This is a genomic window from Streptacidiphilus jiangxiensis (genome assembly GCF_900109465.1).
In the GTDB taxonomy this organism is placed as follows: domain Bacteria; phylum Actinomycetota; class Actinomycetes; order Streptomycetales; family Streptomycetaceae; genus Streptacidiphilus; species Streptacidiphilus jiangxiensis.
The window spans coordinates 128,797-154,510 of record NZ_FOAZ01000017.1 but is presented as its reverse complement, the minus strand read 5'-3'; the positions used below and the strand labels follow the sequence as shown (position 1 = coordinate 154,510).

Genomic DNA, 25,714 nt, shown 5'->3' with positions numbered 1-25,714 from the left:
GGTGCCGTCCGTCGTCGCGATTTCGACGAGGCCCCCGGTCGCCTCCGGCGTCTCGCAGGTCGCGCCTCACACGTCGCGGCGGTCCACCAGGACGAGGGCGACGACGACCGAGACCAGCGGCCACAGCAGGAAGACCCACCACTCGCCCTCCGGCTGCACCGGGAACTTCACGTAGGGGTTGACCCGGTAGGGCGTCAGGTCGTGGAGGAACTGAAAGGCCCGGAACGGCATGGCGTGGGCCAGACAGGCGGTCCAGTAGTGGTTGTCCGTCAGGAAGTCCGGCACGAGCAGCAGGACGGTGACGACCGCGACGACGGTGGCGGCGCTGTGCCGGATCACCGCGGCCAGGCCGAGGCCGACGAGGGCGCTGACGGTGGGGAGCAGGATCGCCGCCGCGAGGCCGGACCAGATGCCCGGCTGGGCGAGCGAGATCCCCGCGTGCTTGCTCGACAGGATCGCCTCGGACAGCCCGAAGGACGCGAAGGTGACCACCAGGCCGAAGGCCAGCATGGCGGCGGTCAACACCGCGATCTTCGCAGCCAGCAGCGCCCGGCGGGCCGGGACGGCCGCGAAGCTGACCCGGATCAGGCCCGAGGCGTACTCGCTGACCAGCGACATCGCCCCGAGTGTGCCGGCGACCAGCAGCACGGTGATCCCCGCGTTGTTGGTGAAGGAGTCGGCGAACGAGCCGCCGGGGGCGAAGGAGGCGCGCTGCGCCGCGCTGAAGTGGCTCCAGTCCTGCACGTCCGCGATCGCGGAGTTGGCGTTGAGCCACAGGACGCCGAGGGCGCTGAGCGCGTAGCCCCAGCGCATCGAACGCATCGACCAGAGCTTGAACCACTCGCCGGCGAGCAGGTCGCGGAAGCGGGGGCGAGGGTCGTCCCGTTGCGTGACCGCTCGGTCGGAGGCGGTGGGGACCGGGCTGAAGGCGGTCATCGGGCGTCTCCTGCCTCTCTCACGGATGCCTCTCCCGCGGATGCCTCTCCTGCGGTGTACTCGACGCTGTCGGCGGTCAGTTCCATGAAGGCGCGCTCCAACGAGGCGCTGGTGACGCTGAGTTCGTGCAGGCGCAGGCGGTGCTCGAAGGCCAGGTCGCCGATCTGGTCGCTGCCGAGGCCGCCCACCAGCAGCACGCCGTCACCGTCGCGGGTCACCGTCGCGCCCGCCGCCTGCACGGCATCCGCCAGGGCGGAGGCGTCGGGCGTGCGGACCCGGACGCGCGCGCCCGCGCCCCGGGCGGCGAAAGCCGCCAGCGGCTCGTCGGCGATGAGCCGGCCGCGGCCGATGACGACCAGTCGGTCGGCGGTGTGCTCCATCTCCGTCATCAGGTGGCTCGAGACGAACACGGTCCGGCCCTCGCCGGCCAGACGCCGGAACAGGTCGCGCACCCAGCGCACGCCCTCCGGGTCCAGTCCGTTCAGCGGCTCGTCGAAGAGCAGCACGGGAGGGTCGCCCAGCAGCGCGGCGGCGATGCCGAGGCGCTGCTTCATGCCGAGCGAGAATCCGCCGATCCGGCGTCGCGCGGCCGCGTCCAGCCCGACCTCGTCCAGCACCTCGCCGACCCGGCGCAGCGGGATGGCGTTGGTGCGGGCCAGTACGCCCAGGTGGGCGGCGGCGCTGCGGCCGCCGTGCACGTCGCCCGCGTCCAGCAGCGCGCCGACGTGCCGCAGGCCGCGCGGGCGGCGGCGGAACGCCCGCCCCTGGACGGTGACGGAGCCGCCGGTGGGCTCGTTCAGACCGATGATCATGCGCAGCGTGGTGCTCTTGCCCGCGCCGTTGGGGCCGAGGAAGCCGGTCACGCATCCGGGCCGGACGGTGAAGGTCAGCGCGTCGACGGCCGTCGTGGAGCCGTAGCGCTTGGTGAGGTCGTTGACTTCGATCACGTCCACCACCGTGCCCCGCGAACGGCCGACGCGTCGTCGGCCCGCCGCCGACACCTGAGGGTCGGCGGTGTCACCCCTGGTCGTACGCCCGTGGGCCGATGTCGGCGGGGCCGGACCCGCCTACGATCACGGCATGACCGCTCTGCCTGCTCCGCCCGCTCCGCCCGGTCCAGCGGGCGGGTCCGTCCGGTCCGCGCGGCGGCCGTTGCTGCGGCGTGTTCCCGTCGGCGTGTGGTCGGTGCTCGCCTGGGGCGTGGGCGTGGCGTCCGTGCTCGTCGTGCTGATCCCGCTGCCCGGGGAGTCGCCACGCGACTTCCGGCCGGGGCTGGACCTGCCGCCCGGCAACCAGGTGTTGCTGCTCCTGGCGGCGGCGTTGACCGTGCTCGGCGGTGTGCTGTTGCGCCGGATGCCGCTGACCGGGTTGTCCGTGCTGCTCGCGGGTGGGGTGTGCACCGCCATGGTGCACAACTCCCTGGCGATCCAGGTGCAGAACTTCCTCGCCTGCGACCTCGCGCTGTGGTTCGTGGCCGCGACGCGACCGGTGCGGCAGGTGCGGGCTGCGGGCGCACTGACGGTGGCCGTCGTGGTCGGGCACGTCGCCGCGCGGCTGGCGATGGGCTGGTCGGTCGACACCCCGAGCGAACTGTCCGTGCTGCTGACCGCGTTGGTCTCGATCCTGCTCGGCCGCTTCTCGCAGCAGGCCCGTGAGCACGAGGCGGAGCGGGCCGTGCACGCCACCGAGCAGGCGGTGGCGGGCGAGCGGCTGCGCATAGCCCGCGAGCTGCACGACATGGTCGCCCACACGCTCGGCATCGTGGCCCTGCAGTCCGGTGCGGCCCGACGGGTCATCACCACCCAGCCGGACCGGGCCCGTGACGCACTCGGCGCGGTCGAGGAGGCCAGCCGGGAGACGCTGGCGGGCCTGCGCCGCATGCTGGTCGTGCTGCGGGCCGCGGACCGTCCCGGCTCCGTCGGCGCGCCGCTGCACCCCGCGCCGGGTCTGGGCGACCTGTCCGGCCTCGCCGCGGCGACGACGGACGCCGGCGTCCGTGTCGACCTGGACGTGGACGGCGATCTGTCGCACCTGCCACCGGAGGTGCAGTTGGCGGCCTACCGGATCGTGCAGGAGTCGCTGACCAATGTCGTCCGGCACGCGGAGGCGCTCTCGTGCCGGGTCCTCGTCTCCGTGAGGGACGAGGATCTCCGGGTCGAGGTGACGGATGCGGGCTGTGCCCGTCCGTCCGGGCGCGGCGGCGAACCCCGCCCCGCCGGGTTCGGCCTGGTCGGCATGCGGGAACGGGTGGACCTCCTCGGTGGCGCGTTCGAGGCCGGGCCCCGGTCGCAGGGCGGGTTCCGGGTCTCGGCCCGCCTCCCGCTGCTGTCGGCTGTCACACCGTCGGGAGCGTCCGGGTGAGCGCGCCCGCGGACCCGCCGGTGCGGCTGCTGCTCGTCGACGACCAGCCGCTGATCCGCGCCTCGCTCCAGATGGTCGTCACCGACGCGCCCGACCTGACGGTCGTCGGCGAGGCGGGCGACGGTGCGCAGGCGCTCCGCCTGGCGGGCGAACTGCGCCCGGACGTCGTGGTGATGGACATCCGCATGCCCGGCATGGACGGCATCGAGGCCACCCGCCGGATCCTGGCCGCGGACGACACCTGCCGGGTGCTGATGCTCACCACCTTCGACGACGACGAGTACGTCTACGGCGCGCTGCGCGCCGGGGCCTCGGGGTTCCTGGTCAAGGACATGGCCCTGGACGACATCCTGACCGCGGTCCGCGTCGTGGCCTCCGGCGACGCGCTCCTGGCCCCGAGTGTGACGCGCCGTCTGATCGCGACCTTCGCCCGCCGGCCGGTGACACCGCGCAACCGCCCCCGGTTGGAGGTGACCGACCGCGAGCAGGAGGTGCTGACGCTGATCGGCCGGGGGCTCTCCAACACCGAGGTCGCCGAGACCCTGGTGCTCAGTGTCACCACCGTGAAGACCTACGTCACACGGCTGTTGGCGAAGCTCGGCGCCCGCGACCGGGTCCAGTTGGTGATCCTGGCCTACGAGGCCGGCCTCGTCTGCGTCCAGGGCGACGACGAGCGTTAGCGTCGCCGCCTGGCGACCGTGACCGCGTCGTGGAGGGTGAGTTCGCGGCCCTCCGGGTCCACCACGCGGCGGGCGCGGGTGTCGGTGCGGACGTCCCAGAGGGCGGGGTCCAGGTCGGCGGCGACCTGTTCCGGGGTGTAGAGCATGTCGAGGTGGACGCCCGGTCCGCCGCCGTCGCGCTTGTCGCGGGGGTGGTGGCCCACGAGGAGTAGGGTGCCGTCCGGGGCGACGGCCGCGGCGAGTGCGGCGAACAGCGCGCGGCGCTGCGCCGTGGGCAGGTGCATGAACTGGGCCGTCACCAGGTCGAACGAGCCCGGCGCCGGAGGGGTCTCGCGCAGGTCCGCGTGGGAGAAGGTGATCCGCTCGGCGATGTCCGCGCCCGCCGCGCGGGCGTGGTCGGTGGCGCGGGCGAGGGCGACGGTGGAGATGTCCGTGCCGGTGACCTGCCAGCCGCGCGACGCGAGCCAGATCGCGTCCGCGCCCTCGCCGCTGCCCACGTCGAGTGCCCGGCCCGGGGTGAGGTCGGCTGCCTCGGCCACCAGTTGGGGGTTGGGGTTGCCGCTCCACAGGGTCGGGCGGGAGCGGTAGCGCTCCTCCCAGGCCTCCTGCTCGAACATGGTGCGCAGCTGTTCGCGGTGGGCCGCGACGGCGTCACGGGTGTCGGCGGCGATCAGGTCGGCGTTGATCATGGCACCGGCCCGCAGTCCGGCTGCCGCGGCGACGACCACCTGGGCGGTCGGATCGGTGAGGTTGCCGGCCACCCACACGCCCGGCACCTCCGTCGCGCCGGTCGCGTCCGCCGGGACGCGGGAGCCGACGACCTGGCCGCCGTACTCCACGGGGACGACGGGCAGGCCGAGCGCCTGCGGCAGTTCCGCCCGCGCGGTCAGCCGCGGGGCCACGACGAGTGCGTCCAGGGCCACGACCTCGCCGGAGGCCAGCCGCACACCCGTCAGCCGGTCGTCCGCCGATTCCAGGGAGGTGACCGGTCCGTCCACGACGTGGATGCCGCGTGCGGCGAGACGCTCGGCCTGGTCGGCGTCGGGCGCGTCGAGGCCCTCGTGGCGCAGCACGAGCACGCGGTCGGTCCACTGGCGCCACAGCTCCGCGTGGTGCCAGGCGAGCGGGCCGGTGCCGAGGATGCCGACCGCCCGGTCGCGGACCTCCCAGCCGTGGCAGTACGGGCAGTGCAGCACGTCCTTGCCGAAGCGCTCCGCCAGGCCGGGCAGGCGGGGCAGTTCGTCGGTCAGGCCGGTGGTCAGCAGCAGTCGACGGGCCCGCACCGCGTGCGTGCCCGCGTCGGCCGATGTCACGGTGACGACGAAGCCCTCGCCGTCCTTCGCCGCGCCGGTCACCCGGCCGGTGGCGAACGAGCCGCCGTAGCCGGCCAGTTCGGCGCGTCCGGAGGCCAGCAGTTCGGCCGGTGCGGCGCCCTCGCGGCCGAGGTAGTCGTGGACATGGTCCGAGGGTGCGTTGCGCGGATCGCCCGCGTCGACGACCAGGACCGTGCGACGTGCCCGGGACAGCGCCACCGCGCCGCTCAGTCCTGCCGCGCCCCCGCCCACCACGACCACGTCGTAGGCCTCGTTCAGCCGGTCGTTCACCTTGGGTCTCCTCTCGTCCCTGCGCTCTCGCTGCGTCCACGGTGCGCCGCATTCGAGGATCGGCAAAGTAAACTTGCCGATATGGCAAACGCGGGGTTCGACGACGCACGGGTGCTGGCCGGAGTGGGCCCGCGGCTGCGGGATCTCCGGAAGAAGCGCGGCGCCACGCTGGCCGGGCTCGCCGAGACCACCGGGATCTCCGTGAGCACCCTGTCCCGGCTGGAGTCCGGCGAGCGCAGGCCCACGCTGGAGCTGCTGCTGCCGCTCGCACGCGCCCACCGGGTGCCGCTGGACGACCTCGTCGGCGCGCCCGAGGTCGGCGACCCGCGGGTGCGACTGCGGCCCGTGCAACGGCACGGCTCGACGATCATGGCGTTGACGCACAACCCCGGCGGCGTCCAGGCCTTCAAGATGATCATTCCGCCGGAACGATGCGAGCCGGACCTGCGCACGCACGAGGGCTACGAGTGGCTCTACGTCCTGTCGGGGGAGCTGCGGCTGGTCCTGGCCGACCACGACCTGGTGATGAAGGCGGGCGAGGCCGCCGAGTTCGACACCCGGGTGCCGCACTGGTTCGGCAGCACCGGCACCCAGCCGGTGGAGGTGCTCAGCCTCTTCGGCCCGCAGGGCGAGCGCATCCACGTCCGCGCGCAGCCGCGCCGTGCGGACGCATAGCGGCCGGGCCAGACCCTGACGCCCGTCCGGGGCCCTACGACACCACGTCCTTGGCCTGGAAGTGGCGGAACGCGAGCGCGCCGAAGACCAGCGCCAGCGAGACCGCCAGCGACAGGCCCTCGACCATCCCCGTCCAGTCCGGGTCGGTCTGCAGCACGTCCACCCAGGCGTACATGCCGTGCGTGGGCAGGAAGTCGCGGAGCGAGCCGAGCGCGGTGATGTTGTCCAGGATGCCGGAGAGGATCGCCAGCCCCACCGCGCCGCCGACCGCGCCCAGCGGCGCGTCGGTGAGTGTCGACAGCCAGAGCGCGAAGCCCGCGATCGAGAGCTGGCAGACGAACAGGTAGAGCGCGACCAGCGCCAGCCGGACCGTCGCCGTGCCGGTGGTCAGCGAGCCGGCCAGGGTCAGGTGCAGCTCGCCCGAGCCGTAGGCGGCGGTGCCGACGCCGAGCGCGACCAGCGGCAGCACCAGCACCGCGACGGCGCTGAAGCCCAGCGCCACCGCCAGCTTGCTGACCAGCAGCCGGGCCCTGGGCACCGGCGCGGCCAGCAGGTAGCGCAACGAGGACCAGCTCGCCTCGGAGGCGATCGTGTCGCCGAAGAAGAGCGCCACGGGCACGCTGAGCAGGAAGCCGCTGGCCATGAAGAGCACCGCGAAGGCGAAGTTGACGCCGGACGAGGTGGCCGCCTGGATCAACGAGGGGCTGCCGTCGCGGCCCGACGGCGTGCCGCCCACGGCCAGCGCGAGCCAGACGATCACCGGCAGCGCCACCATCACGCCGAAGACGACGAACGTCCGGCGCCGCGACAGCTGTCGGCGTGCCTCCACCCGCAACGGCAGTGTGCGGGACGGGCGGAAGCCGACCGCCGCACCGGAGTCGGGTTCGGCGGTCTCGACGGGCTGGTTGGTGCTCATGCGCGGTCTCCGGTCAGGGTCAGGAAGGCGTCCTCCAGGCGGCGGTGCGGGCCGACCCGCTCCACGGGCACGTTCAGGCGCAGCAGTTCGGCCAGGAGCTGGGCCACGGCCAGGCCGTCGAGACGGACCAGCAGCCCGGCCTCCTCCGGCGCCGGGGCCACCGAGACGACGCCGTCGAGCGTGCCGATCGCGGTGATCGCGGCGTCAAGCTCCTCCGCGCCCATCTCGCCGATGCCGACCAACAGTTCGTCGTCGTTGCCGGTGATCTCGGCGACCGGACCGGCGGCCAGCAGCCGGCCCTGCGTCATCACCACCAGGTGCGTGCAGGTCTGCTCGACCTCGGAGAGCAGGTGGCTGGAGACGATCACCGTGCGGCCGCCGGCCGCATAGCGGGTGATCACCGCGCGCATCTCGCGGATCTGCTGCGGGTCGAGGCCGTTGGTCGGTTCGTCCAGGATCAGCAGCTCCGGCAGCCCGAGCATCGCCTGGGCGATGGCGAGCCGCTGCCGCATGCCCTGCGAGTACGTCCGTACCGGGCGCTCCAGGGCCTCGCCGAGGTCGGCGATCTCCAACGCCTCGGCGACATGCGCGTCGCCCGCCGGGCGGCCGGTCGCGCGCCAGTACAGGTCCAGGTTGGCCCGGCCGCTCAGGTGCGGCAGGAAGCCCGCGCCCTCGACGAACGCGCCCACCCGTGACAGCACCGGCGCGCCCGCGGTGACGGGGTGCCCGAAGAGGTGCACGGTGCCCGCGTCCGGCCGGATCAGGCCCATCAGCATGCGCATCGTCGTGGTCTTGCCGGCGCCGTTGGGCCCGAGCAGGCCCAGCACCTGGCCGCGCTCGACGCGGAACGACAGCTCCTTGACCGCGTAGCGGTCGGTCGAGCCCTGGTAGCGCTTGGACAGCCCGCGCACCACCAGCGGCAGCTTCTCCAGCTCCGGGTCCGGCCCGCGCGGGCCGCGTCGCCGCCGGGCGCCGCGGCCCGTCGCGACGATCGCGACGGCGATCGCCGCGGCGGCGAGCGGCAGCACCCAGACCCAGAGCGGCAGCGAGGAGCGGTCGTTGCGCAGCGCCGGGTCCGTGGGGAGCGTCAGCGCGGCGCCGGACGGGAGGGAGACCCGGTACGTCGCCGGTGCGGCGGGGGAGGAGAAGCCGAGGTCCGTCGTGGCCAGGACCAGGCGCAGCCGGTGGCCGGCGGCGAAGTCGTGGTCCACGGCGGGCAGCCGTACGTCCACCGTGCCGGAGGCGGTCACCCGCAGCGGCGTCACCAGTTGGTGCGGCAGGACGGCGCTGCCGTCGGGGGAGACGTCGTAGAGCTTGGCGAACAGCACCGCCGGGGCCTGGCCGTCGGTGTCGACGGTGACCTGGACGTCGGCCGAGCCGGTCAGCTGGAGCGCGCTGTCCAGCGGTGCCGACTGGAACGCCGCGTACTGTCCGGGCATGTCCTGGCTCAGCGACACGTTCCCACCGAGCAGGCCGCCGAGCTGTCCGAGCGCGCCGAGCCCCGGCACCGAGGAGACGGCCGGCGGCATCCCGCCCGCCGGGTTGGCGACCGTCTGCGGCGGCCCGTCCAGCGCGACCGTCCGGCGCGCGGTGCCGTTGATCGTCGGGTAGCTGTCCGCGCTCGCGCCGAAGGTCACCACCTGACCGGCCGACACCGACACCCCGCCGGTCCGGGTCACCCGGAACGCCGGGCCGGTGTCGACGCCCTGGTCGTGCTTCAGGTACGTGTCGAACCAGGCCAGCGTGCGGGCCTGGACCCGGGAGCTCTCCTGGTCCCCGCCGTCGTGCCCGCCGGAGGACCAGTCCACGGCGACGGGCGCGCCGTTGGCTCGGATTGCGCGGGCCATCGCGTCGGCCTGGGCGAGCGGGAAGAGCGAGTCGTTCTGGCCCTGGGTGATCAGGGTCGGCACCTTGATCGAGGCGGCGACGGAGTCCGGGCTGGACTGCGCGAGCAGCGCGGTCGTGGCGGCGTCGGTGGTGCCGGTCAACGCGGCGTGCTGGTAGACCTGGCACAGGGCGGCGGTGAACCGGCAGCCACTGGCACCGCTGCTTCCGGTGGTGAAGAAGACCCCGGCCCACAGCTTCTTGAAGACCCCGCCGGGGAACAGCGCGTCGTTCAGGTCCCACCAGGTGATCTGGGGCGCGATCGCATCCACGCGACGGTCGTGACCGGCGGTCAGCAGCGAGATCGCGCCGCCGTAGGAGGCCCCGGCGATGCCCACCCGCGGATCGTCCGGCCCGTCCCGCACCACGTCCGGGCGCTTCCCGAGCCAGTCGATCAGCCGCTCCACGTCCGCGACCTCCCGGTCCGGCGCGTCCAGCCCGATTGCCCCCGTCGACCGCCCGAACCCGCGCGCGGACCAGGTCAGCACCCGGTACCCGTGCTGCGCCAGGAACCGCGCCTCCCCGGCCATGTCGTCCTTGCTGCCACCGAACCCGTGGGCCAGCAGCACCGCGGGCCGCGGCGTGCCGTCCCCGGTGGTGAAGTACGCGGTGTCGATGCGTACGGTGCTCGCGCTCCCGGGCGTCTCGGGCATCGTGAACACCTGGTCCTGCTCCTGCACGGCGGCGGCACCGCTCCCGCCCCCGGCGGCGACGGCCGTCCCCCCGCCCACGACCACCAACGCTGTCACGGCAGCGGCGGCCCACCGCCACAGCCGACGGGGTCCAGGCGGCATGAGCGGGTCCTTTCGGCGGTTCGGTCGGGGCCGAGGGCATCGTAGGCACAACGATCACCCACCCGGCGACGTGCCCCCACCCTGCCGGTAGTGTCCCCGGCGTGACAGGAGCCCTGGGGATCGGCCCCGAACTGAAGGCGGCGCTGGTTCACCTCCGTGCGGTGAAGGCGGAGCGGCCCACCGGGGCCGACCCGGACCTGTTCGCCGACTGGCGGGAGCGGATCGCGGGCTGCCTGGACGCTTTGGCGGCCGTGGTGCCGGACGAGGTGGACCGGGGCAGGGCGCGAGCCGAGGCGGACGCCGTACGGGCACAGGCGGCGGAGATCCGACGGCGCGGCGAGATCGTTTCCCCCTGATGAGGGGCTGGGGCTCTACGCGTCCTGCTCGCTCTGCTCGTCCAGCTCCGCCAGGAAGGCGCGGGACACGGCCCAGGTGCGGTCGGCGGCCTCGGCGTCGTAGTCCGGGAGGGCGGGGTCGGTGAAGAGGTGGCCCGCGCCGCGGTAGCGGTGGATCTCGACGTCGGCGCCGGCGCGGACGAGCTGGAGGTACCAGGCGTTCAGCCAGTCCTCGGTCTCGAAGGGGTCCGGCTCGGCCACGTGGAGCTGGACCGGGAGGGAGGTGGAGACGTCGGCCGGCAGGTCGGAGGTGCCGTGCAGGAGCAGCAGGCCGAGGGCGCGCTCGTCGGCGAGGGCGAGGTTCTGGGCGATCGCGCCGCCGAGGGAGAAGCCGGCGTAGACCAGGCCGGGGCCGTCCGGGGTGAGCAGCGGGGCGACGGCGGCGACCGCGCGGCGCAGCAGCTCCTCGCGGGTGATCAGGTCCCGGTGGGCGAGGCCCGACTCGATGTCGTCGAAGGTCTTCCCGTCGTAGAGGTCCGGGGTGTGCACGACGTGGCCGGCCGCGCGCAGGCGCTCCGCCGCGTCGGTGACGGCCGGACGCAGGCCGTAGGTGGAGTGGAAGAGGACGATCTGGGCCACGGACGGCTTCCTTCGCAGGTGGGACGGGTACCCGTCCATCATCGCCGATGCCGCGGGCGACGGTGTGGACCCGCGCGGGTCGACGCCCTACGGTGGGGACGTGCTGCGACGCGATCACTGGCTGAAGCAGATCCACCGGCTCGACCCGGAGCAGGACTTCCTGGAGATCTACCGGATCAGCAGCTTTCACGAGTTCCCCTGGGACACCGTCCAGTCCCTCGGCTTCGCTCTCTACCGCACGTACGCCGTGCCCAGCGTCGGCCGACTGCTGGCGCAGACGGGCGAGTTCGCCGCCCGCCCGCAGAAGCGCTACGACGACACGGTGTTGATCCTCGATGCGATCCTGGAGCACGGCTTCGACTCGGATCAGGGCCGCGAGGCGCTGCGGCGGATGAATCGGATGCACCGTCACTACCCGATCAGCAACGAGGACTTCCGTTACGTGCTCAGCACCTTCGTGGTGGTGCCGAAGCGCTGGCTGGACGCCTACGGCTGGCGCCGCTACACCGACCACGAGCTGCGCGCGGCGACGCTGTACTTCCGCACGCTCGGGCAGCACATGGGCATCCGCGACATCCCGGAGACCTTCGCCGAGTTCGAGGCGCTGCTGGACGCCTACGAGCGCGAGCACTTCCGCTTCGACCAGGGCGGGCGGTCCGTCTCGGACGCCACCTTGGACCTGTTCCAGTCCTGGTACCCGGGCGCCGCCGGGCGGTTGATGCGGCGGGCCTCGGTCTGCCTGCTGGACGACGAGCTGCGCGAGGCGTTCGGCTACGCCGCCCCCTCCGCCGCGCTGAGCGCGCTCGTCCAGGGCGGGTTGCGGCTGCGCGGCCGCGTCGTGCGGATGCTGCCGTCGCGCCGGGAGCCCCTCTACGCCCGTCAGGGACCCAACATCCGGGGCTACAAGGATGGTTACCGTCTGGCGGAGCTCGGCACGTTCCCCGGCGGCGGCTGCCCGGTGCCGCACGCCGAGCCGAACGACCCGGCCGCCCACTGATCGAAGCGCACCGGTCCGGCCGCTTTCGCGCGTGGCGCCCGACGTGACAGTCTCGTGCTCCCGCAGCACCCCGCCGCCGACGATGGGGGATCCCGCATGGGCCCGTTCCTGCCCGACGCCGTACGTGACCACGCCGCCCGACGCCCCGAAGCGCCTGCCGTCTCCGAGGGCGGCCGTACCCTGCGCTACGCGGATCTGCACGAACGCAGCAACCGGCTGGCTCAGGCACTGCTCGCCGAGGGGATCGAACCCGGTGCCCGGGTCGGGGCCCTGGTCCGCCCGGGGATCGTGTCGGCCGAGTTCCTGCTCGCCTGCGCCAAGGCCGGGCTGGTGGCGACGCCGCTCAACTGGCGCCTCGCCGAGCCCGAGTTGGCCGCGGTGGCGCGGGACGCCGAGTTCGCGGCGGTCCTCGCGCAGGAGGAGTTCCTGCCGGGCGCGCGGGCGATCCGCGCGGCGCTGCCCAAGGCGCGGCTCGTCGTCGACGGCCCGGTGGACGCTTCGACGGACGTTCCCACGGACGTTCCCACGGACGTTCCCACGAGCGGGGATGACGTCCTCGCCTACGAGCCGTGGCTGGCCGCCGCCTCCGACCGGGACCCCGGGCGCGGCGGCGCGGGGGATGCCGAGTCCGTCTGCCTCCAGCTCTACACCTCCGGCACCACCGGGCAGCCCAAGGGCGTCCGGCTGACCCTGCGCAATCTCGACGCGGGCGACCATCTGCTGCGCGAACTCGACTGGGACGAGCGCGCGGTGAGCATGAACGCGATGCCGTTCTTCCACATCGCCGGGACGGCCTGGCTGGCCCAGGCGCTGGTGGCGGGCGCGCACACGGTCACCGTCCCGGACCTGGTGCCGCAGCGCGTGGTCGAGCTGATCGAGCGGGAACGGATCAGCCACGTGTTCTTCGTCCCGGCGGTGCTGCACATGCTGACCTCCCTGCCGGACATCGCCTCGCGTGACTTCTCCGCGCTGCGCCTGATCGCCTACGGCGCCTCGCCGATCACCCCGGTGCTGCTGCGGCGCTCGATGGACGTCTTCGGCTGCGACTTCCTGCAGGTCTACGGGCAGACCGAGACGGCAGGCACCGCCACCCGCCTGCTGCCGGCGGATCACGACCCCGACGGACCCCGCGCCCACCTGCTGCGTTCCGCCGGCAACCCCCGCCCGGACGTGGAGATCCGCGTCGTCGACCCGGCCACCGGCGAGCCGCTGCCGCCCGGCGCGGTGGGGGAGATCTGTACCCGCTCGCACTACGTCACCCCGGGCTACTGGCACCGCGAGGAGGACAACGCCCGCCTGTTCACCGAGGACGGCTGGCTGCGCACGGGCGACGCCGGCTACCTGGACGAGCTGGGCTATCTGTTCATCACCGACCGGATCAAGGACATGGTGATCACCGGCGGCGAGAACGTCTACCCGATCGAGGTGGAGGCGGCCCTTGCCGAGCATCCGGCCGTGCTGGACGTGGCGGTCTTCGGCACGCCCGACGACCGCTGGGGCGAGGCCGTCACCGCCGCCGTCGTGCTGCGCGCGGACGCGGGGGAGGTCGATCCGGCGGAGCTGATCGCGTTCACCCGCGAGCGCATCGCCTCCTACAAGAAGCCCCGTCTGGTGGTCTTCCTCGACGAGCTGCCCCGCAACCCGACGGGCAAGATCCTCAAGCGGGTGCTGCGCGAGCGCTTCGCCGAGCCGTCCTGACCAGGACCGTCCGGAGCACCCGACGCACTCACCGACGGGCGTCCGCGGTCAGGCGGGCGTAGCCCAGGATGTGGCTGCTCATCGTGAACTCCACAACGGCCGGCGGGGTCGCGGCGGGCAGCTGCAGGGACGGCGTGTCCAGGGCGTAGACGGTGAACCGGTAGTGGTGGGTGACGTCGCCGGCGGGCGGGCAGGGGCCCAGGTAGCCCGTGATGCCGGCGTCGTCCGTGCCGACGACCGCCCCGCGCACCGCGGTCGCGCCCAGGGCGTGGGCGGTGGCCGGGACGTCCCAGGTCAGCCAGTGCCGGAAACCGCCGCCGGTGGGGGCGTCGGGGTCGTCCATGACGACGGCGTAGCCGCGGGTGCCGGCGGGGGCGCCGTGCCAGGCCAGACGGATCTGCTGGTTGCCGCCCGCGCAGCCGAACGCGTGGGCCCAGTGGCGGTACGGGATCGTGCCGCCGTCGCGGATGTCGGGGCTGGTGACGGTGAAGTGTGCGGCGGAGCGCGGGATGCCGCTGCGGACCGTGGTCCAGCCGTAGCCGTCGTGTGGGGTGTGCCGGGCGGCCGCGGCAGCCGGCGCCCCGGCGGCGCTCGCGATCTGCGGGACGGCGACCGCGACGGTCGCGGCGGCAGCCGCCACCGCGACGGACCAGCGGGCGGTCCTGGAACGGAAGATGGTGCGCATGTCGGGCTCCTGGGGTCGGGACCGAGTGATCGGCTGTTGCGGGTGTCACCGGGCTCGTCCCGGTGCCGTGGCCAACGATCCCGGCCGCCGCCCGGTCGAGGGAGGTCGGCCCGATGGTGGTACGCGCAATGCCACGATCACCGGTGGACACGTCCCGGACCGGCTGAGCATGATCGTCGGTATGGAGAACACGGCGGGGCGACGGCAGACGGAACTGGCCGGGTTCCTGCGGGCCATGCGGGCCCGGATCCGCCCGGAGGAGGTCGGGCTGCCGGCGGGGGCGCGTCGCCGGACGCCGGGGCTGCGCCGACAGGAGGTGGCGCAGTTGGCCGCCGTCAGCGTGGAGTGGTACATCCGGCTGGAGCAGGGCCGGGTCGGGACCCCGGGCGTCGCGGTGCTCGACGGCGTGGCCCGGGCGCTGCGGCTCTCCCCGCCCGAGCGGGAGCACCTGCACCTGATCGCGCGCGGCGAGGCTCCGGTGGTCGCGCACGTGCCTGCCGCGGTCGGTGCGTCGTTGCGGGTGCTGTTGGACGGGATGCCGCTGGTGCCCGCGTACGTGATCGACTTCCGCCTCGACGTCCTGGCCCGGAACGCCGCCGCGGCCGCACTGTTGGGGGAGGAGTTCGGCACGGGCTCCGCCGACAACATCGCCCGGCTGATGTTCCTCGAACCGGCACTGCGCGAGAGCCAGTTGGACTGGACCCGGATCGCCCGCGAGACCGTGGGCAACCTGCGCGCCAACCATGCCCGTCACCCCGACGACCGGCGGCTGCGCGCGGTCGTCGACGAACTGTGCGCGGGCAGCCGTGAGTTCGCGGCCTGGTGGGACGACCGCACGGTCGAGGAGCGGGCCCACGGGAGCAAGCGCGTGCGGCACCCCCAGGGCGGTGAACTCTCCCTGTGCTACGACGTGCTGGCGACGCGGGAGGGGTCGGGCCAGTGCCTGGTGGCGGTCACCCCGGCGGACGAGGCCACCGAGCGGACGCTGCGCGAGCTGATGGTCGCCCGTGCGCGAGGGCTGGGCGAGGCGGGCGTTCGCCCCATCGCGGTGGCCTGAGCGAAAGAATCAAGCACCATTGATTTTTTCCTGGGCGGGTGCCATCGTCGCTTGCAACGCCGAAGGAGGCGACGCCATGGCCGACTCCAAGTCCGCCCCGGTCCTCGCGGACCTGCACGTCGTATCGCAAGCGCTCGACGACCTGGTGGACCGGGACGGTCTTGACTGGTCAGCCGCCACTCCGGCCGCCGGATGGACGGTGGCCCACCAGATCGGCCACCTCGCCTGGACGGACGAGAAGGCGTTGGTCGCCATGCGCACTCCGGAGGCCTTCGGGGACGAACTGCGCCGCGCCCTCGCGGGCGGCGCGGACTACGTCGACGCCGCCGCGCACGCGCAGGCGCGCAAGCCCGCAGCGCAGCTCCTCGCCGAGTGGCGCGCCGGGCGCGCCGCACTCGCCGAGGCGTTGACCGGGGCCGCGTCGGACACCCGATTCCCCTGGTACGGCCCGCCGATGAGCGTCGCGTCGATGGCGACGGCGCGCCTGATGGAGACCTGGGCCCACAGCCTGGATGTCCGCGCGGCGTTCGGGCTCGCCCCCGAGGCGGGGCCGTGGTTGCGGCACATCGCCCGTCTGGGCGTCCGTACCCGCGACTTCGCCTTCGGCGTGCACGGACTGACGCCACCGGCTGCCGAGTTCCGCGTCGAACTGCGTGCGCCAGGTGGCGAGTGGTGGACGTTCGGGCCGGAGGAGGCCGAGCAGCGGCTCACCGGCGACGCACTCGACTTCTGCCTGGTCGTCACCCAGCGCGCCGACGCCGCCGCGACCGGCCTCGTCGCGGTCGGGGAGTCCGTCTCGACCTGGCTGCGGGTCGCCCAGGCCTTTGCCGGACCGCCCGGCAGAGGCCGTGAGGCCGGCGTCGAAACCCCGCGCGGGGAGGAGCCGTGAACGAGACCCCCGAGCGCTCGCAACTTCAGGAGACCGTACGGCGCTTCGTCAAGAGCGAGGTCCTGCCCCAGCTGGACGCCTGGGAGCGCGAGGGTGAGCTCCCGCGTGAACTGCACCGTACGGCAGCCGCGTTGGGGTTGCTCGGGGTGGCCCTGCCGGTCGAGGTCGGCGGTGGTGGCGGCGACCTGCTGGACGCGCTCGCCGTCACTGAGGAGATCCTGTACGCCGGTGGCTCCGGCGGCCTGGTCGCCTCGCTGCTGACCGGCGGCATCGCGCTCCCGCACCTGGTCGCCGCGGGCGACCCCGGACAGCTGGACCGCTTCGTGCGGCCGGTGGTCGCGGGCGAGCTGATCGGTGCGCTCGGCATCACCGAGCCGGACGCGGGCTCCGACGTGGCGGCGATCCGCACCACAGCACGCCGTGACGGGGACCACTACGTGGTCAACGGCGCCAAGACGTTCATCACCTCCGGCTGCCGGGCCGACTTCGTCACCACCGCCGTGCGCACCGGCGGCCCGGGGGCGCACGGCATCTCGCTGCTCGTGGTCGAGCGCGGCACGCCCGGGTTCGCCGTCACCCGCAGGCTGGAGAAGCTCGGCTGGCACTGCTCGGACACCGCTGAGCTCTCCTTCGTCGAGGCGCGGGTACCGGCGGCCAACCTGGTCGGGCCGGAGAACAGCGGGTTCGTGCAGATCGCCGTTCAGTTCGTCACCGAACGCCTGGCGCTGGCCGCCCAGGCGTACGCGACCGCGCAGCGCGCGCTCGACCTGGCCGTCGACTGGACGCGTGCGCGGCACACCTTCGGGCGCCCGCTGATCTCCCGCCAGGTCGTCCAGCACACGCTGACCGAGATGGCCCGCCGCATCGATCTCGCCCGCGTCTACACCCACCACGTCGCCGCCCGCCACATCGCCGGCGAGGACGTGGTGACCGAGGCGTGCTTCGCCAAGAACAGCGCCGTCGAAACGGCCGAGTGGGTGGTCCACGAGGCGCTGCAGCTCCACGGGGGCATGGGCTACATGCGCGAGTCGGAGATCGAGCGTCACTACCGCGACGTGCGCATCCTCGGCATCGGCGGCGGCGCCGACGAGATCCTCACCGGCTTGGCCGCCCGCCGCCTCGGCTTCACCGCCTGACGGCGGAACCGAACCGGCTCCCGGAGCGGCCCTAACCTGGCTCCTGGAGCGGCCCTGATCCGGGGGCGCCGGCGCGTGCGGGCGCCGCCTGGCCGCACTGGTCGAAAGGACCACGTCGTGCCCGACCCGCAGCCCGCCCTCCTCGTCGACCGCGCCACCATGGCGGAGGTGTTCGGTGAGGCGGACCTGGCCACGGTGGGGGAGGTGCAGGCCGCCGTCCTCACGCACGCGCCCACCCGGGGCTTCCTCACCCGGATCGGCCTGCCCGACCAGGCGGACACCCAGGGCTGGTTCCATCGGGCGCTCGACCTGGACGAGGAGGCGGGCGACGTCACCGACGGGCGGATGTGCCTCGGCGAGATCCCCTACGACAGCGTCGACGTCGACACCGCCACCGGCGTCGTGCACGTCACCCCCGAGGACGCCGACGGGAGCTGCGTCCTCAACTCGAGCCTCGACGTCTTCGCCTACCTGCTGTGCGTGCTGGAGGCCGAGCGCCCCTGCTACAGCGGCGAGGCCGAGCAGACCCTGGCGGACCCGGTGGTCCGGCGCCGCGCGGAGGAGCTGCTGGACCGCCTCCACGGCGCGCCCCATGCCTCGGTGGGCCCGACGCCGCAGGCCCGGCTGCGGGCGGCGATCGAGCGAGTCGACCCGGCCGCGCTCGCGCACCCGGACTCGACCTGGCACCGGGTGCTGGAGCTGGTCACGGACGGCATCGCCTGAGCCAGGTCCGGCGAAGCGGCGGCCTGCCGTGACGAAAGACCGTTGATTCCGCTCCGCTCCCTCGTCTACCGTGCCAGGTGAGATGCGAAATCAGTGTCGATTTCGCTGACGCGGGACGGAAACGGTTGCCCTGGAGGGCGAACAATGTCAGAAATCGCAGTCACGGACCGGACTCGCCATCGGCGGATGCGGGAGAACGGCAGCACCCGTAAGGAGGACCTCGACGCGGTGCTCGCGGCCGGCTTCGTCTGCCACCTGGGCGTGGTCGTGGACGGCGTTCCGATGGTCGTGCCCACCTGCTACGGCGCCACCGGCGACACGCTCTACTTCCACGGTTCCGTCGCCAGCCGCAGCCTGCAGCAGGACCCGGCGGCCGAGGTCTGCGTCACCGTGACCCACGTCGACGGACTGAGCCTGGCGCGGTCGGTCTTCGAGCACGGGATCAACTACCGCTGCGTGATGATCTACGGCACGCCCCGCCTGCTGGCGGACGAGGAGAAGCTCGAGGGTCTGCGGGTGCTCACCGAGCAGTGCGCCCCCGGTCAGTGGGAGTACGCACGGCAGCCGAACCGCAAGGAGCTGGCCGCCACCGCCCTGCTCGCGCTCGACCTGACCGAGGCGTCCGTCAAGATCGCGTCCGGTCCGCCGGAGGACGGCGACGGCCCCGACGCGGAGCTCGGCCTGTGGGCGGGCAACGTGCCGATCCGCACGGTGCTCGGCGCCCCCGTCCCCGCGCCGGACCTGGCCGAGGGCATCGAGCTGCCGCCGCACATCGCGGCCCTGCAGACGGGCCGAGTCGACGCCGGGCCGACGCCGGGCCCGCGCTGACCTGCGCGGATCCGCGGATGGCGGCCCGGTCGGCGCGAACGTCCGGTCGGGTCGTTGCGGTGAATCTCACGTCGGTCCGGGCGTCGGGGCCGTGTGGGCGGAAGTTAACATGATGGGCGTCGCCCGGCTCGATTACCGCGAAAGATGATTTTGTGACTGTCAATGACGACGTGTTCACGGACTGGATGAACCGCGAGGAGATCGCGGAGTCGATGATTCCGATCATCGGCCGACTGCACCGGGAGAAGGACGTCAACGTCCTGCTGCACAGCCGCTCCCTGGTGAACAAGTCGGTGGTCAGCATTCTGAAGACCCACCGGTTCGCCCGCCAGATCGCCGGTGAGGAGCTCTCGGTCACCGAGACCTTCCCCTTCCTCCAGGCGCTCACCACGCTCGACCTCGGTCCGTCCCAGATCGACCTCGGCATCCTCGCCTCGACGTACAAGGCGGACTCCCGCGGCCTCACGGTCGAGGCGTTCACCGCCGAGGCCGTCGCCGGTGCCACCGGTGCGAACAAGCTCGAGCGCAGCGAGTCCCGCGACGTCGTGCTGTACGGCTTCGGCCGGATCGGCCGCCTGCTGGCCCGTCTCCTGGTCGAGAAGGCCGGCTCCGGCAACGGCCTGCGCCTGCGGGCGATCGTCGTGCGCAAGGGTGCGGCCGACGACATCGTCAAGCGCGCCTCGCTGCTGCGTCGCGACTCGATCCACGGCCAGTTCAACGGCTCGATCACCGTGGACGAGGCGACCAACACCATCGTCGCCAACGGCAACGAGATCAAGGTCATCTACTCGGACGACCCGACCTCGGTCGACTACACGCAGTACGGCATCAACGACGCCATCCTGATCGACAACACCGGTCGCTGGCGTGACCGCGAGGGCCTGTCGAAGCACCTGCAGCCGGGTATCGCCAAGGTCGTGCTGACCGCGCCGGGCAAGGGCGACGTCCCGAACATCGTGCACGGCGTCAACCACGACACCATCAAGCCGGACGAGCAGATCATCTCCTGCGCCTCCTGCACCACGAACGCGATCGTCCCGCCGCTGAAGGCGATGGAGGACAAGTTCGGCGTGCTCCGCGGCCACGTGGAGACCGTCCACTCGTTCACCAACGACCAGAACCTGCTGGACAACTTCCACAAGGCCGAGCGTCGCGGTCGTTCCGCCCCGCTCAACATGGTCATCACCGAGACCGGTGCCGCCTCCGCCGTCGCGAAGGCCCTGCCGGACCTCAAGGCGAAGATCACCGGCAGCTCGATCCGCGTCCCCGTCCCGGACGTCTCGATCGCCATCCTCAACCTGCAGCTGGCCCAGGAGACCACCCGTGAGGAGGTCCTGGACTACCTGCGCGAGGTGTCGCTGACGTCGCCGCTGCGCCGCCAGATCGACTTCACCACGGCGCCGGACGCGGTCTCGATGGACTTCGTCGGCTCCCGCCACGCGTCGATCGTCGACGCCGGCGCCACCAAGGTCGAGGGCGACAACGCCATCCTCTACCTGTGGTACGACAACGAGTTCGGTTACTCCTGCCAGGTCGTCCGGGTCGTCCAGACGATCTCCGGCGTCGAGTACCCGACCTTCCCGGCCCCCGCGGTCTGATCGTCGGAACGGACCGGCCCCGCACCCTCTCCGAGGGTGCGGGGCCGGTCCTTCTTCAGGCGAGCTGAGGGCTCTCCTCGGCCTCCTGCGAGCCGTGCTCCTTCAGGAAGCCGCCCGACTGGTGCTGCCAGAGCTTCGCGTACGCGCCGTCGGCGGCCAGCAGATCCTGGTGGCTGCCCTGTTCGAGGATCCGGCCGCGGTCCAGGACGACGAGACGGTCCATCCCGGCCACGGTGCTGAGCCGGTGCGCGACGACCAGCGCGGTGCGCCCGGCCATCAGGCGCCACAGCGCCTCCTGGACCAGGACCTCGCTCTCGGAGTCCAGCGCGCTGGTGGCCTCGTCGAGCAGCAGGATCGGCGCGTCGCGCAGGATCGCGCGGGCGAGCGCGACCCGCTGGCGCTGGCCGCCGGAGAGCTTGACGCCGCGTTCGCCGACCATGGTGTCGAACCCGTCAGGCAGCCCGTCCGCGAACTCGGTGACGTGCGCGGCCTCCGCCGCGCGGCGGATCTCCGCCTCGGTGGCCTCCGGCCGGGCGAAGGCGATGTTCTCGCGCAGCGTGCGGTGGAACATGGCCGGATCCTGCGGGACGTAGGAGATCAGGCTGCGCAGGTCGGCCTGGCGCAGCAGGCTGATGTCCTGGCCGCCGACCAGGATGCGGCCGCCCTGGATGTCCGTCATCCGTAGCAGCAGCCGGGTGAGCGTGGTCTTGCCGCCGCCCGACCGGCCGACCAGGCCGATCTTCTCGCCGCCCGCCACGGCCAGCTCCAGGCCGTCGAAGAGCGGACGGTCCGCGCCGCCGTGGGTGAAGACCACCTCGTCGAAGGTGACGTCCGCCCCTCGCGCCCGCAGCGGCTCCGGCTCGGGCACGTCGACGACGGTCGGCGGGACCATGAGCAGCTCGGTGAACTGCGCCGCCTCCGTCATGGAGCTCTCCAGGCGTCGGTAGATCTGGTTGAACTCGAACATGATCCGCGTCGCGTTGGAGTAGTAGGTGAAGGCGACCACGACCGCCTCGACCCCGCCCTGGCCGGACGCCGCCGCGGCGACGGCGATCAGCAGGCCCACCGCGTTGGTCAGCACGGACATCGGGGCGACGAGGGTGTCGATGCGCAGGTTGCCGTAGTCCCAGGAGCGCAGCGAGAGCCGCCGCGACTCCGCGACCCGGGAGCGGTGCTCGGCCGCCTCCCGCTCCTCCGCGGCGAAGGCCCGCACGGTGTCCATGTTCATCAGGCTGTCGGCGACGTGCCCCGAGACCCGCGCGATCGCCTCCTCGCGCTGGTCCACCAGTGCCTGGCGCCGGCGGATCAGCGGTGCGACGATCACGGCCGTCAGTAGGATCATCGCCAGCAGCACGACGACGAGCAGCGGTTGGTAGCGCCAGAGCACCACCGAACCGAACACCAGCGGCACCAGACTGCCGACCACGTTGAAGGTGAGCGTGTCGACGAACTCCTCGAAGCGGGAGGCGAAGCTGAGCACCCGCTTGGTCAGCGAGCCGGCGAAGTTGTCGTGGAAGAACGCGGCGTCCTTCGCGAAGAGCTCGTCCATCCCGAGGATGTACAGCCGCTCGATGCCGAGTCCGTCGACGCGGTTGAGGCAGTGCAGGCCGAGCCGCCACAGCGCCTCGGAGACCAGCAGTACGCCGGCGAAGCCGAGTACGTAGGGCAGCAGCGGTCCGAGCGCGGTGCCGGAGCTCGGTTCGTCCGCGATCCGCGCGACGAGCTTGGCCACCAGCAGCGGGGCGACGTAGGCGATGCCGATGTTGCCCAGAGCGGGCCCGAGCATGGCGGGCAGGGTCAGCAGTCGAAGCCGGGCGAGCTCCCGGCCGTAGAGTCGAAGGGCGAGGAGGACCGCGCCGCGACGCGGTCGTGCCTCGGCGGAGAGAGGTTCGGGCATCCCAAGTCCTGAGGCGTCCGTATGGATACGAAGGGGCGGGGCACTGAGTCTCCCGCCCGTGCGTCCGGACCGTCCAAGGCTTTTTCCCCGAATGGGCGAATCCGCGCCAGCGCGGTCGCGGTGGTGCGGATCAGTCCTCGTCGACGGCTTCCTGGCGCTGGGTCGGCAGCGGCTGCGCCGCGGGAGCGGCGGTCGCGGCGTCGAAGAAGCGCAGCAGCTCGACCGGGAACGGCATGACCAGCGTCGAGTTCTTCTCCGCCGCGACCTCGACCACCGTCTGCAGCAGGCGCAGCTGCAGCGCGGCGGGTGTGGCCGCCATCTCCTGCGCTGCCTGCGAGAGCTTCTGCGAGGCCTCCAGCTCGCCCTCCGCCGTGATGACGCGGGCCCGGCGCTCGCGGTCCGCCTCGGCCTGACGGGCCATCGAGCGCTTCATCGACTCCGGCAGCGCCACGTCCTTGATCTCGACGCGGTCGATGTGGATGCCCCACTCGGCGGCCGGGCTCTCCAGCATCACCTCGAGGCCCTGGTGCAGCGCCTCGCGGCCGGAGAGCAGTTCGTCCAGCTCGCTCTTGCCGATCATCGATCGCAGCGAGGTCTGGGCGACCTGCGACACGGCGAAGGAGTAGTTCTGCACCTTGACGGAGGCGGTCACCGGGTCGACGACCCGGAAGTACAGCACCGCGTCCACGCGCACCGAGACGTTGTCACGGGTGATGCCCTCCTGGGACGGCACCGGCATGGTGACGGTCTGGATGTTGACCTTGCGCATCTTGTCCAGGACCGGCACCAGCAGCGTCAGTCCGGGCTGGCGGACGGCCTCGCGCACCCGCCCGAACCGGAACACCACGCCGCGCTCGTACTGCTGCACCACGCGCAGGCTGTTCAACAGGCCGATCAGGCCCAGCACCGCGACGACACCGACGACGGCCAACACCATGGCTCTTCACTCCTCGAAGCGAACCGGTCGACCCGTCCCGGCTTCTCCGGGGCTTCGACCGCGAGCCATTGTGCACCGTCGCTCGGACAGACCTCAGGCCTGTCCCCGAGCCCGGGCCCGCAGTTCGTCGCGGACCCGCTCGGTGTCGCGGTCGCGGGCTTCGTGCGGGGTGGACCAGGCCGACCCGGTGGGGAGTTGACGGCTACGGAGGCGTGCGTTGCGCTCCAGACCGAGGACCAGAAGAGCGATGAAGACGACGAGGATCAGGATGCCCATGGCAAGAATTCTCTGTCCGTCCAGATCCTGCCACGAGTGGCAGAAGAGTCGTCGTACATCGATATCCTGCCAAGCCCGCCGTATCATGGCCGCATGCTGCGCACCGTCGCCGTCGCCCTGATCGACGATTTCGCCCCCTTCGAGTTCGGCGTGCTGGCCGAGGTCTTCGGCATCGACCGCACCGAGGACGGCGTGCCGCCCTTCGACTTCCGGGTCTGCTCGCCCCGCCCCGGCGAGCCCGTCCGGACCACCGTCGGCACGACGATGACGACCACTCACGGGTTCGACGCCGCCCTGGAGGCGGACCTCGTCGGCGTGCCCGCGTACGCCGTCCGGGACGGTTACCCGCTGGAGCTGCTGGAGCTGCTGCGCGCCGCGCACGCCCGAGGCGCCCAGTTGCTGACGGTCTGCAGCGGCGCCTTCGCCGTGGCCGCGGCCGGACTGCTGGACGGGCGGCCGTGCACCACCCACTGGCGGCACGCCGACGAGTTCGCCGGCCGGTTCCCGCTGGCCGCGCTCGACCGTGACGTGCTCTACGTCGACGACGGCTCCATCATCACCAGCGCCGGCACGGCCGCCGGTATCGACGCCGCCCTGCACCTGGTGCGTCGCGAGCTCGGCTCGGAGGCGGCCACCGCGATTGCGCGACGCATGGTGGTGCCCCCACAGCGCGACGGCGGACAGCGGCAGTTCATCGTCCAGCCGGTGCCGGAGTACTGCGCGGACAGTCTGGATCCGCTGCTCGCCTGGCTCTCCGAGCGGCTGGACAGCGAGCACAGCGTCGCCGACCTGGCCCGTCAGGCCCACATGTCCGAGCGCACCTTCGCCCGCCGTTTCGTCGCCGAGACCGGCACCACGCCGCACCGCTGGCTCTCCGCCCAGCGCATCCTGCACGCGCGGCGGCTGCTGGAGCAGACGCCGATGAGCGTCGAGGAGATCGCCCGCGCCAGCGGCTTCGCCACGGCGGCGATGCTGCGCCACCACTTCCGCCGGGCGGTCGGCGTCGCTCCGGCGGACTACCGGCGCAGCTTCGCGCAGGCGCGGTGACGCACGGCCGGTGACGACCGGTCAGTGATGGTTCGGCACCGGCTGGTCGGCCGATGCTCCGGGCTCGGTCACGAACGCGGCCCCGGCCTGCGGGCGGTGGCGCGGCAGGGCGACGGTGAGCGCGATCGCGGCTGCCAGCAGCACCGCGCCGACGCCGAAGGCGAGATGGAAACCGCCGGTCAGTGCCGTCTCCGTGGTCACCCCGGGGCGGGTCAACTGCGCGGTGCGAGTGGCGGCAACGGACGAGAGCGCCGCGACGCCGAGTGCCGCGCCGAGTTGCTGGGTGGTGTTGAACAAGCCCGAGGTGACGCCCGCGTCGCGCGGTTCGACCCCGGCCATGCCGAGTCCGGTGAGTGCGGGCATGGCGAGGCCGAAACTGCCCGACAGCAGCATCACCGGCAGCAGATCCACGGGGCTGCCGTGGGCGGGGATGCCCAGGAGCAGCAGTCGGGCGACGAGCAGCACGGCCAGGCCGGCCAGCAGGACCGTGCGTTCGCCGAACCGCCCGATCAGCCGGGCGGACAGGCCCAGTGAGGCGGCGCCGATGGAGAGCGCGGCCGGGAGCATGGCCAGGCCCGTCGCCAGCGCGCTCTGGTGCAGCACCTTCTGCAGGTACAGGGCCACCTGCACCTGGAAGCTGAACATGGTGGCCAGGATCAGCAGTTGGATGAGGTTGGCGCCGACGGTGCGACGCGAGCGCAGGATCCGCGGCGGCAGCAGCGGTGTCGCGGCCCTGGCCTGGCGGACCACGAAGGCGGCGAGCAGCACGACCGTGGTGGCGGCCAGGGCCAGGACCCGCCCCGAGGCCCAACCGAGCTGCTGGGCCTGGACGATGGAGTACACCGCGAGCATCGCACCTCCCGTCACCAGCAGGGCGCCGAGTGCGTCCGAGCCGCCGGAGAGCCCGGTGCCCGGCTCGTCGGGCAATGCCCGCAGGGCCAGCAGGACGGCCGCGACGCCGATCGGCACGTTGACGAGGAAGACCCACTGCCAGCCGAGCGTGTCGGTGAGCACGCCGCCCAGCACCTGTCCGAGCGCCGCACCCGCCGACCCGGTGAACGCGAACGCGCCCAGGGCGCGCGCCCGTTCGGCGGGTGCCGGGAAGAGGGTCACCAACATGTC

The 25,714-nt window shown here is 72.8% G+C and carries 24 protein-coding genes; 13 read left to right on the top strand and 11 right to left on the bottom strand.

Annotated elements, in window-relative coordinates; genetic code table 11:
* Positions 1-66 precede the first annotated feature (66 nt).
* Together BMY61_RS28970 and BMY61_RS28965 are read right to left on the bottom strand one after the other, a co-directional pair.
* Positions 67-936, bottom strand: coding sequence for an ABC transporter permease subunit (locus BMY61_RS28970; protein WP_042443171.1), 870 nt, complete (start codon positions 934-936; stop codon positions 67-69).
* Positions 933-1,883, bottom strand: coding sequence for an ABC transporter ATP-binding protein (locus BMY61_RS28965; RefSeq protein WP_042443491.1), 951 nt, complete (start codon positions 1,881-1,883; stop codon positions 933-935). Before BMY61_RS28965 ends, BMY61_RS28970 begins: the two co-directional genes overlap by 4 nt.
* Positions 1,884-2,016: 133 nt before the next feature.
* Between BMY61_RS28965 and BMY61_RS28960 the strand changes: the two genes are divergently transcribed.
* Positions 2,017-3,297, top strand: a complete 1,281-nt coding sequence (locus BMY61_RS28960; RefSeq protein ID WP_082014763.1) for a sensor histidine kinase — start codon at positions 2,017-2,019, stop codon at positions 3,295-3,297.
* Complete coding sequence (locus BMY61_RS28955; protein ID WP_075004103.1) at positions 3,294-3,977, top strand: response regulator; 684 nt, start codon at positions 3,294-3,296, stop codon at positions 3,975-3,977. Before BMY61_RS28960 ends, BMY61_RS28955 begins: the two co-directional genes overlap by 4 nt.
* On the opposite strand, the gene BMY61_RS28950 is transcribed toward BMY61_RS28955, so the two are convergent.
* Positions 3,974-5,581, bottom strand: coding sequence for a bifunctional NAD(P)/FAD-dependent oxidoreductase/class I SAM-dependent methyltransferase (locus tag BMY61_RS28950; RefSeq protein ID WP_042443173.1), 1,608 nt, complete (start codon positions 5,579-5,581; stop codon positions 3,974-3,976). The two genes, BMY61_RS28955 and BMY61_RS28950, sit on opposite strands and share 4 nt — an antisense overlap.
* Before the next feature lie 81 nt (positions 5,582-5,662).
* Here BMY61_RS28950 and BMY61_RS28945 point away from each other — a divergent pair, with 81 nt between their 5' ends.
* The gene (locus BMY61_RS28945; RefSeq protein WP_042443175.1) at positions 5,663-6,256 is read left to right on the top strand and encodes a helix-turn-helix domain-containing protein; all 594 of its coding nucleotides are present in this window, start codon (positions 5,663-5,665) and stop codon (positions 6,254-6,256) included.
* Between the two features lie 34 nt (positions 6,257-6,290).
* Here BMY61_RS28945 and BMY61_RS28940 read toward each other — a convergent pair whose 3' ends face one another.
* Together BMY61_RS28940 and BMY61_RS28935 are read right to left on the bottom strand one after the other, a co-directional pair.
* Complete coding sequence (locus BMY61_RS28940) at positions 6,291-7,172, bottom strand: ABC transporter permease (RefSeq protein WP_042443177.1); 882 nt, start codon at positions 7,170-7,172, stop codon at positions 6,291-6,293.
* Complete coding sequence (locus BMY61_RS28935) at positions 7,169-9,850, bottom strand: alpha/beta fold hydrolase (protein WP_075004102.1); 2,682 nt, start codon at positions 9,848-9,850, stop codon at positions 7,169-7,171. Before BMY61_RS28935 ends, BMY61_RS28940 begins: the two co-directional genes overlap by 4 nt.
* A 101-nt stretch (positions 9,851-9,951) precedes the next feature.
* Between BMY61_RS28935 and BMY61_RS28930 the strand changes: the two genes are divergently transcribed.
* On the top strand, positions 9,952-10,206 hold the full coding sequence (locus BMY61_RS28930) for a hypothetical protein (RefSeq protein WP_042443180.1): 255 nt from the start codon (positions 9,952-9,954) through the stop codon (positions 10,204-10,206).
* Positions 10,207-10,221: 15 nt separating this feature from the next.
* On the opposite strand, the gene BMY61_RS28925 is transcribed toward BMY61_RS28930, so the two are convergent.
* Positions 10,222-10,863, bottom strand: a complete 642-nt coding sequence (locus BMY61_RS28925) for a dienelactone hydrolase family protein (RefSeq protein ID WP_042443181.1) — start codon at positions 10,861-10,863, stop codon at positions 10,222-10,224.
* Positions 10,864-10,924: 61 nt separating this feature from the next.
* On the opposite strand from BMY61_RS28925, the gene BMY61_RS28920 reads away from it, so the two are divergent.
* Both BMY61_RS28920 and BMY61_RS28915 read left to right on the top strand, forming a co-directional pair.
* Positions 10,925-11,821 carry an oxygenase MpaB family protein gene (locus tag BMY61_RS28920; RefSeq protein WP_042443183.1) on the top strand — a complete coding sequence of 299 codons (897 nt, stop codon included), beginning with the start codon at positions 10,925-10,927 and terminating at the stop codon, positions 11,819-11,821.
* A gap of 96 nt (positions 11,822-11,917) precedes the next feature.
* Complete coding sequence (locus tag BMY61_RS28915) at positions 11,918-13,519, top strand: long-chain-fatty-acid--CoA ligase (RefSeq protein WP_042443186.1); 1,602 nt, start codon at positions 11,918-11,920, stop codon at positions 13,517-13,519.
* A 28-nt stretch (positions 13,520-13,547) separates the two neighbouring features.
* Here the strand turns inward: BMY61_RS28915 and BMY61_RS28910 are convergent, their stop codons facing one another.
* Entirely contained in the window at positions 13,548-14,204 is a 657-nt protein-coding gene (locus BMY61_RS28910) for a YbhB/YbcL family Raf kinase inhibitor-like protein (protein ID WP_082014764.1), read from the bottom strand.
* A gap of 181 nt (positions 14,205-14,385) precedes the next feature.
* Here BMY61_RS28910 and BMY61_RS28905 point away from each other — a divergent pair, with 181 nt between their 5' ends.
* From BMY61_RS28905 to BMY61_RS28880, 6 genes are all read left to right on the top strand, one after another.
* Positions 14,386-15,261 (top strand): helix-turn-helix transcriptional regulator, encoded by an 876-nt coding sequence (locus BMY61_RS28905; protein WP_042443503.1) that lies wholly within the window; start codon positions 14,386-14,388, stop codon positions 15,259-15,261.
* 76 nt (positions 15,262-15,337) lie between these two features.
* Entirely contained in the window at positions 15,338-16,150 is an 813-nt protein-coding gene (locus BMY61_RS28900; RefSeq protein WP_042443187.1) for a TIGR03084 family metal-binding protein, read from the top strand.
* Positions 16,147-17,286 carry an acyl-CoA dehydrogenase family protein gene (locus BMY61_RS28895; RefSeq protein ID WP_042443189.1) on the top strand — a complete coding sequence of 380 codons (1,140 nt, stop codon included), beginning with the start codon at positions 16,147-16,149 and terminating at the stop codon, positions 17,284-17,286. Before BMY61_RS28900 ends, BMY61_RS28895 begins: the two co-directional genes overlap by 4 nt.
* A 117-nt stretch (positions 17,287-17,403) precedes the next feature.
* Complete coding sequence (locus BMY61_RS28890) at positions 17,404-18,009, top strand: SUKH-4 family immunity protein (RefSeq protein ID WP_042443191.1); 606 nt, start codon at positions 17,404-17,406, stop codon at positions 18,007-18,009.
* A gap of 144 nt (positions 18,010-18,153) precedes the next feature.
* Positions 18,154-18,837 (top strand): pyridoxamine 5'-phosphate oxidase family protein, encoded by a 684-nt coding sequence (locus BMY61_RS28885; RefSeq protein ID WP_042443192.1) that lies wholly within the window; start codon positions 18,154-18,156, stop codon positions 18,835-18,837.
* A gap of 152 nt (positions 18,838-18,989) precedes the next feature.
* Positions 18,990-20,435: a glyceraldehyde-3-phosphate dehydrogenase gene (locus BMY61_RS28880; protein WP_042443195.1), complete on the top strand. Its 1,446-nt coding sequence runs from the start codon at positions 18,990-18,992 to the stop codon at positions 20,433-20,435.
* A 55-nt stretch (positions 20,436-20,490) separates the two neighbouring features.
* On the opposite strand, the gene BMY61_RS28875 is transcribed toward BMY61_RS28880, so the two are convergent.
* The 3 genes from BMY61_RS28875 to BMY61_RS28865 all read right to left on the bottom strand — a co-directional run bounded on the left by BMY61_RS28875 (position 20,491) and on the right by BMY61_RS28865 (position 23,545).
* Entirely contained in the window at positions 20,491-22,332 is a 1,842-nt protein-coding gene (locus BMY61_RS28875; protein ID WP_042443197.1) for an ABC transporter ATP-binding protein, read from the bottom strand.
* A gap of 130 nt (positions 22,333-22,462) precedes the next feature.
* Positions 22,463-23,269, bottom strand: coding sequence for a slipin family protein (locus tag BMY61_RS28870; RefSeq protein ID WP_042443199.1), 807 nt, complete (start codon positions 23,267-23,269; stop codon positions 22,463-22,465).
* 93 nt (positions 23,270-23,362) lie between these two features.
* Positions 23,363-23,545, bottom strand: coding sequence for a hypothetical protein (locus tag BMY61_RS28865; RefSeq protein ID WP_042443201.1), 183 nt, complete (start codon positions 23,543-23,545; stop codon positions 23,363-23,365).
* 93 nt (positions 23,546-23,638) lie between these two features.
* On the opposite strand from BMY61_RS28865, the gene BMY61_RS28860 reads away from it, so the two are divergent.
* Entirely contained in the window at positions 23,639-24,592 is a 954-nt protein-coding gene (locus BMY61_RS28860; protein ID WP_042443203.1) for a GlxA family transcriptional regulator, read from the top strand.
* 21 nt (positions 24,593-24,613) lie between these two features.
* Here BMY61_RS28860 and BMY61_RS28855 read toward each other — a convergent pair whose 3' ends face one another.
* Complete coding sequence (locus BMY61_RS28855; RefSeq protein WP_052438358.1) at positions 24,614-25,711, bottom strand: MFS transporter; 1,098 nt, start codon at positions 25,709-25,711, stop codon at positions 24,614-24,616.
* Between the last annotated feature and the right edge of the window lie 3 nt (positions 25,712-25,714).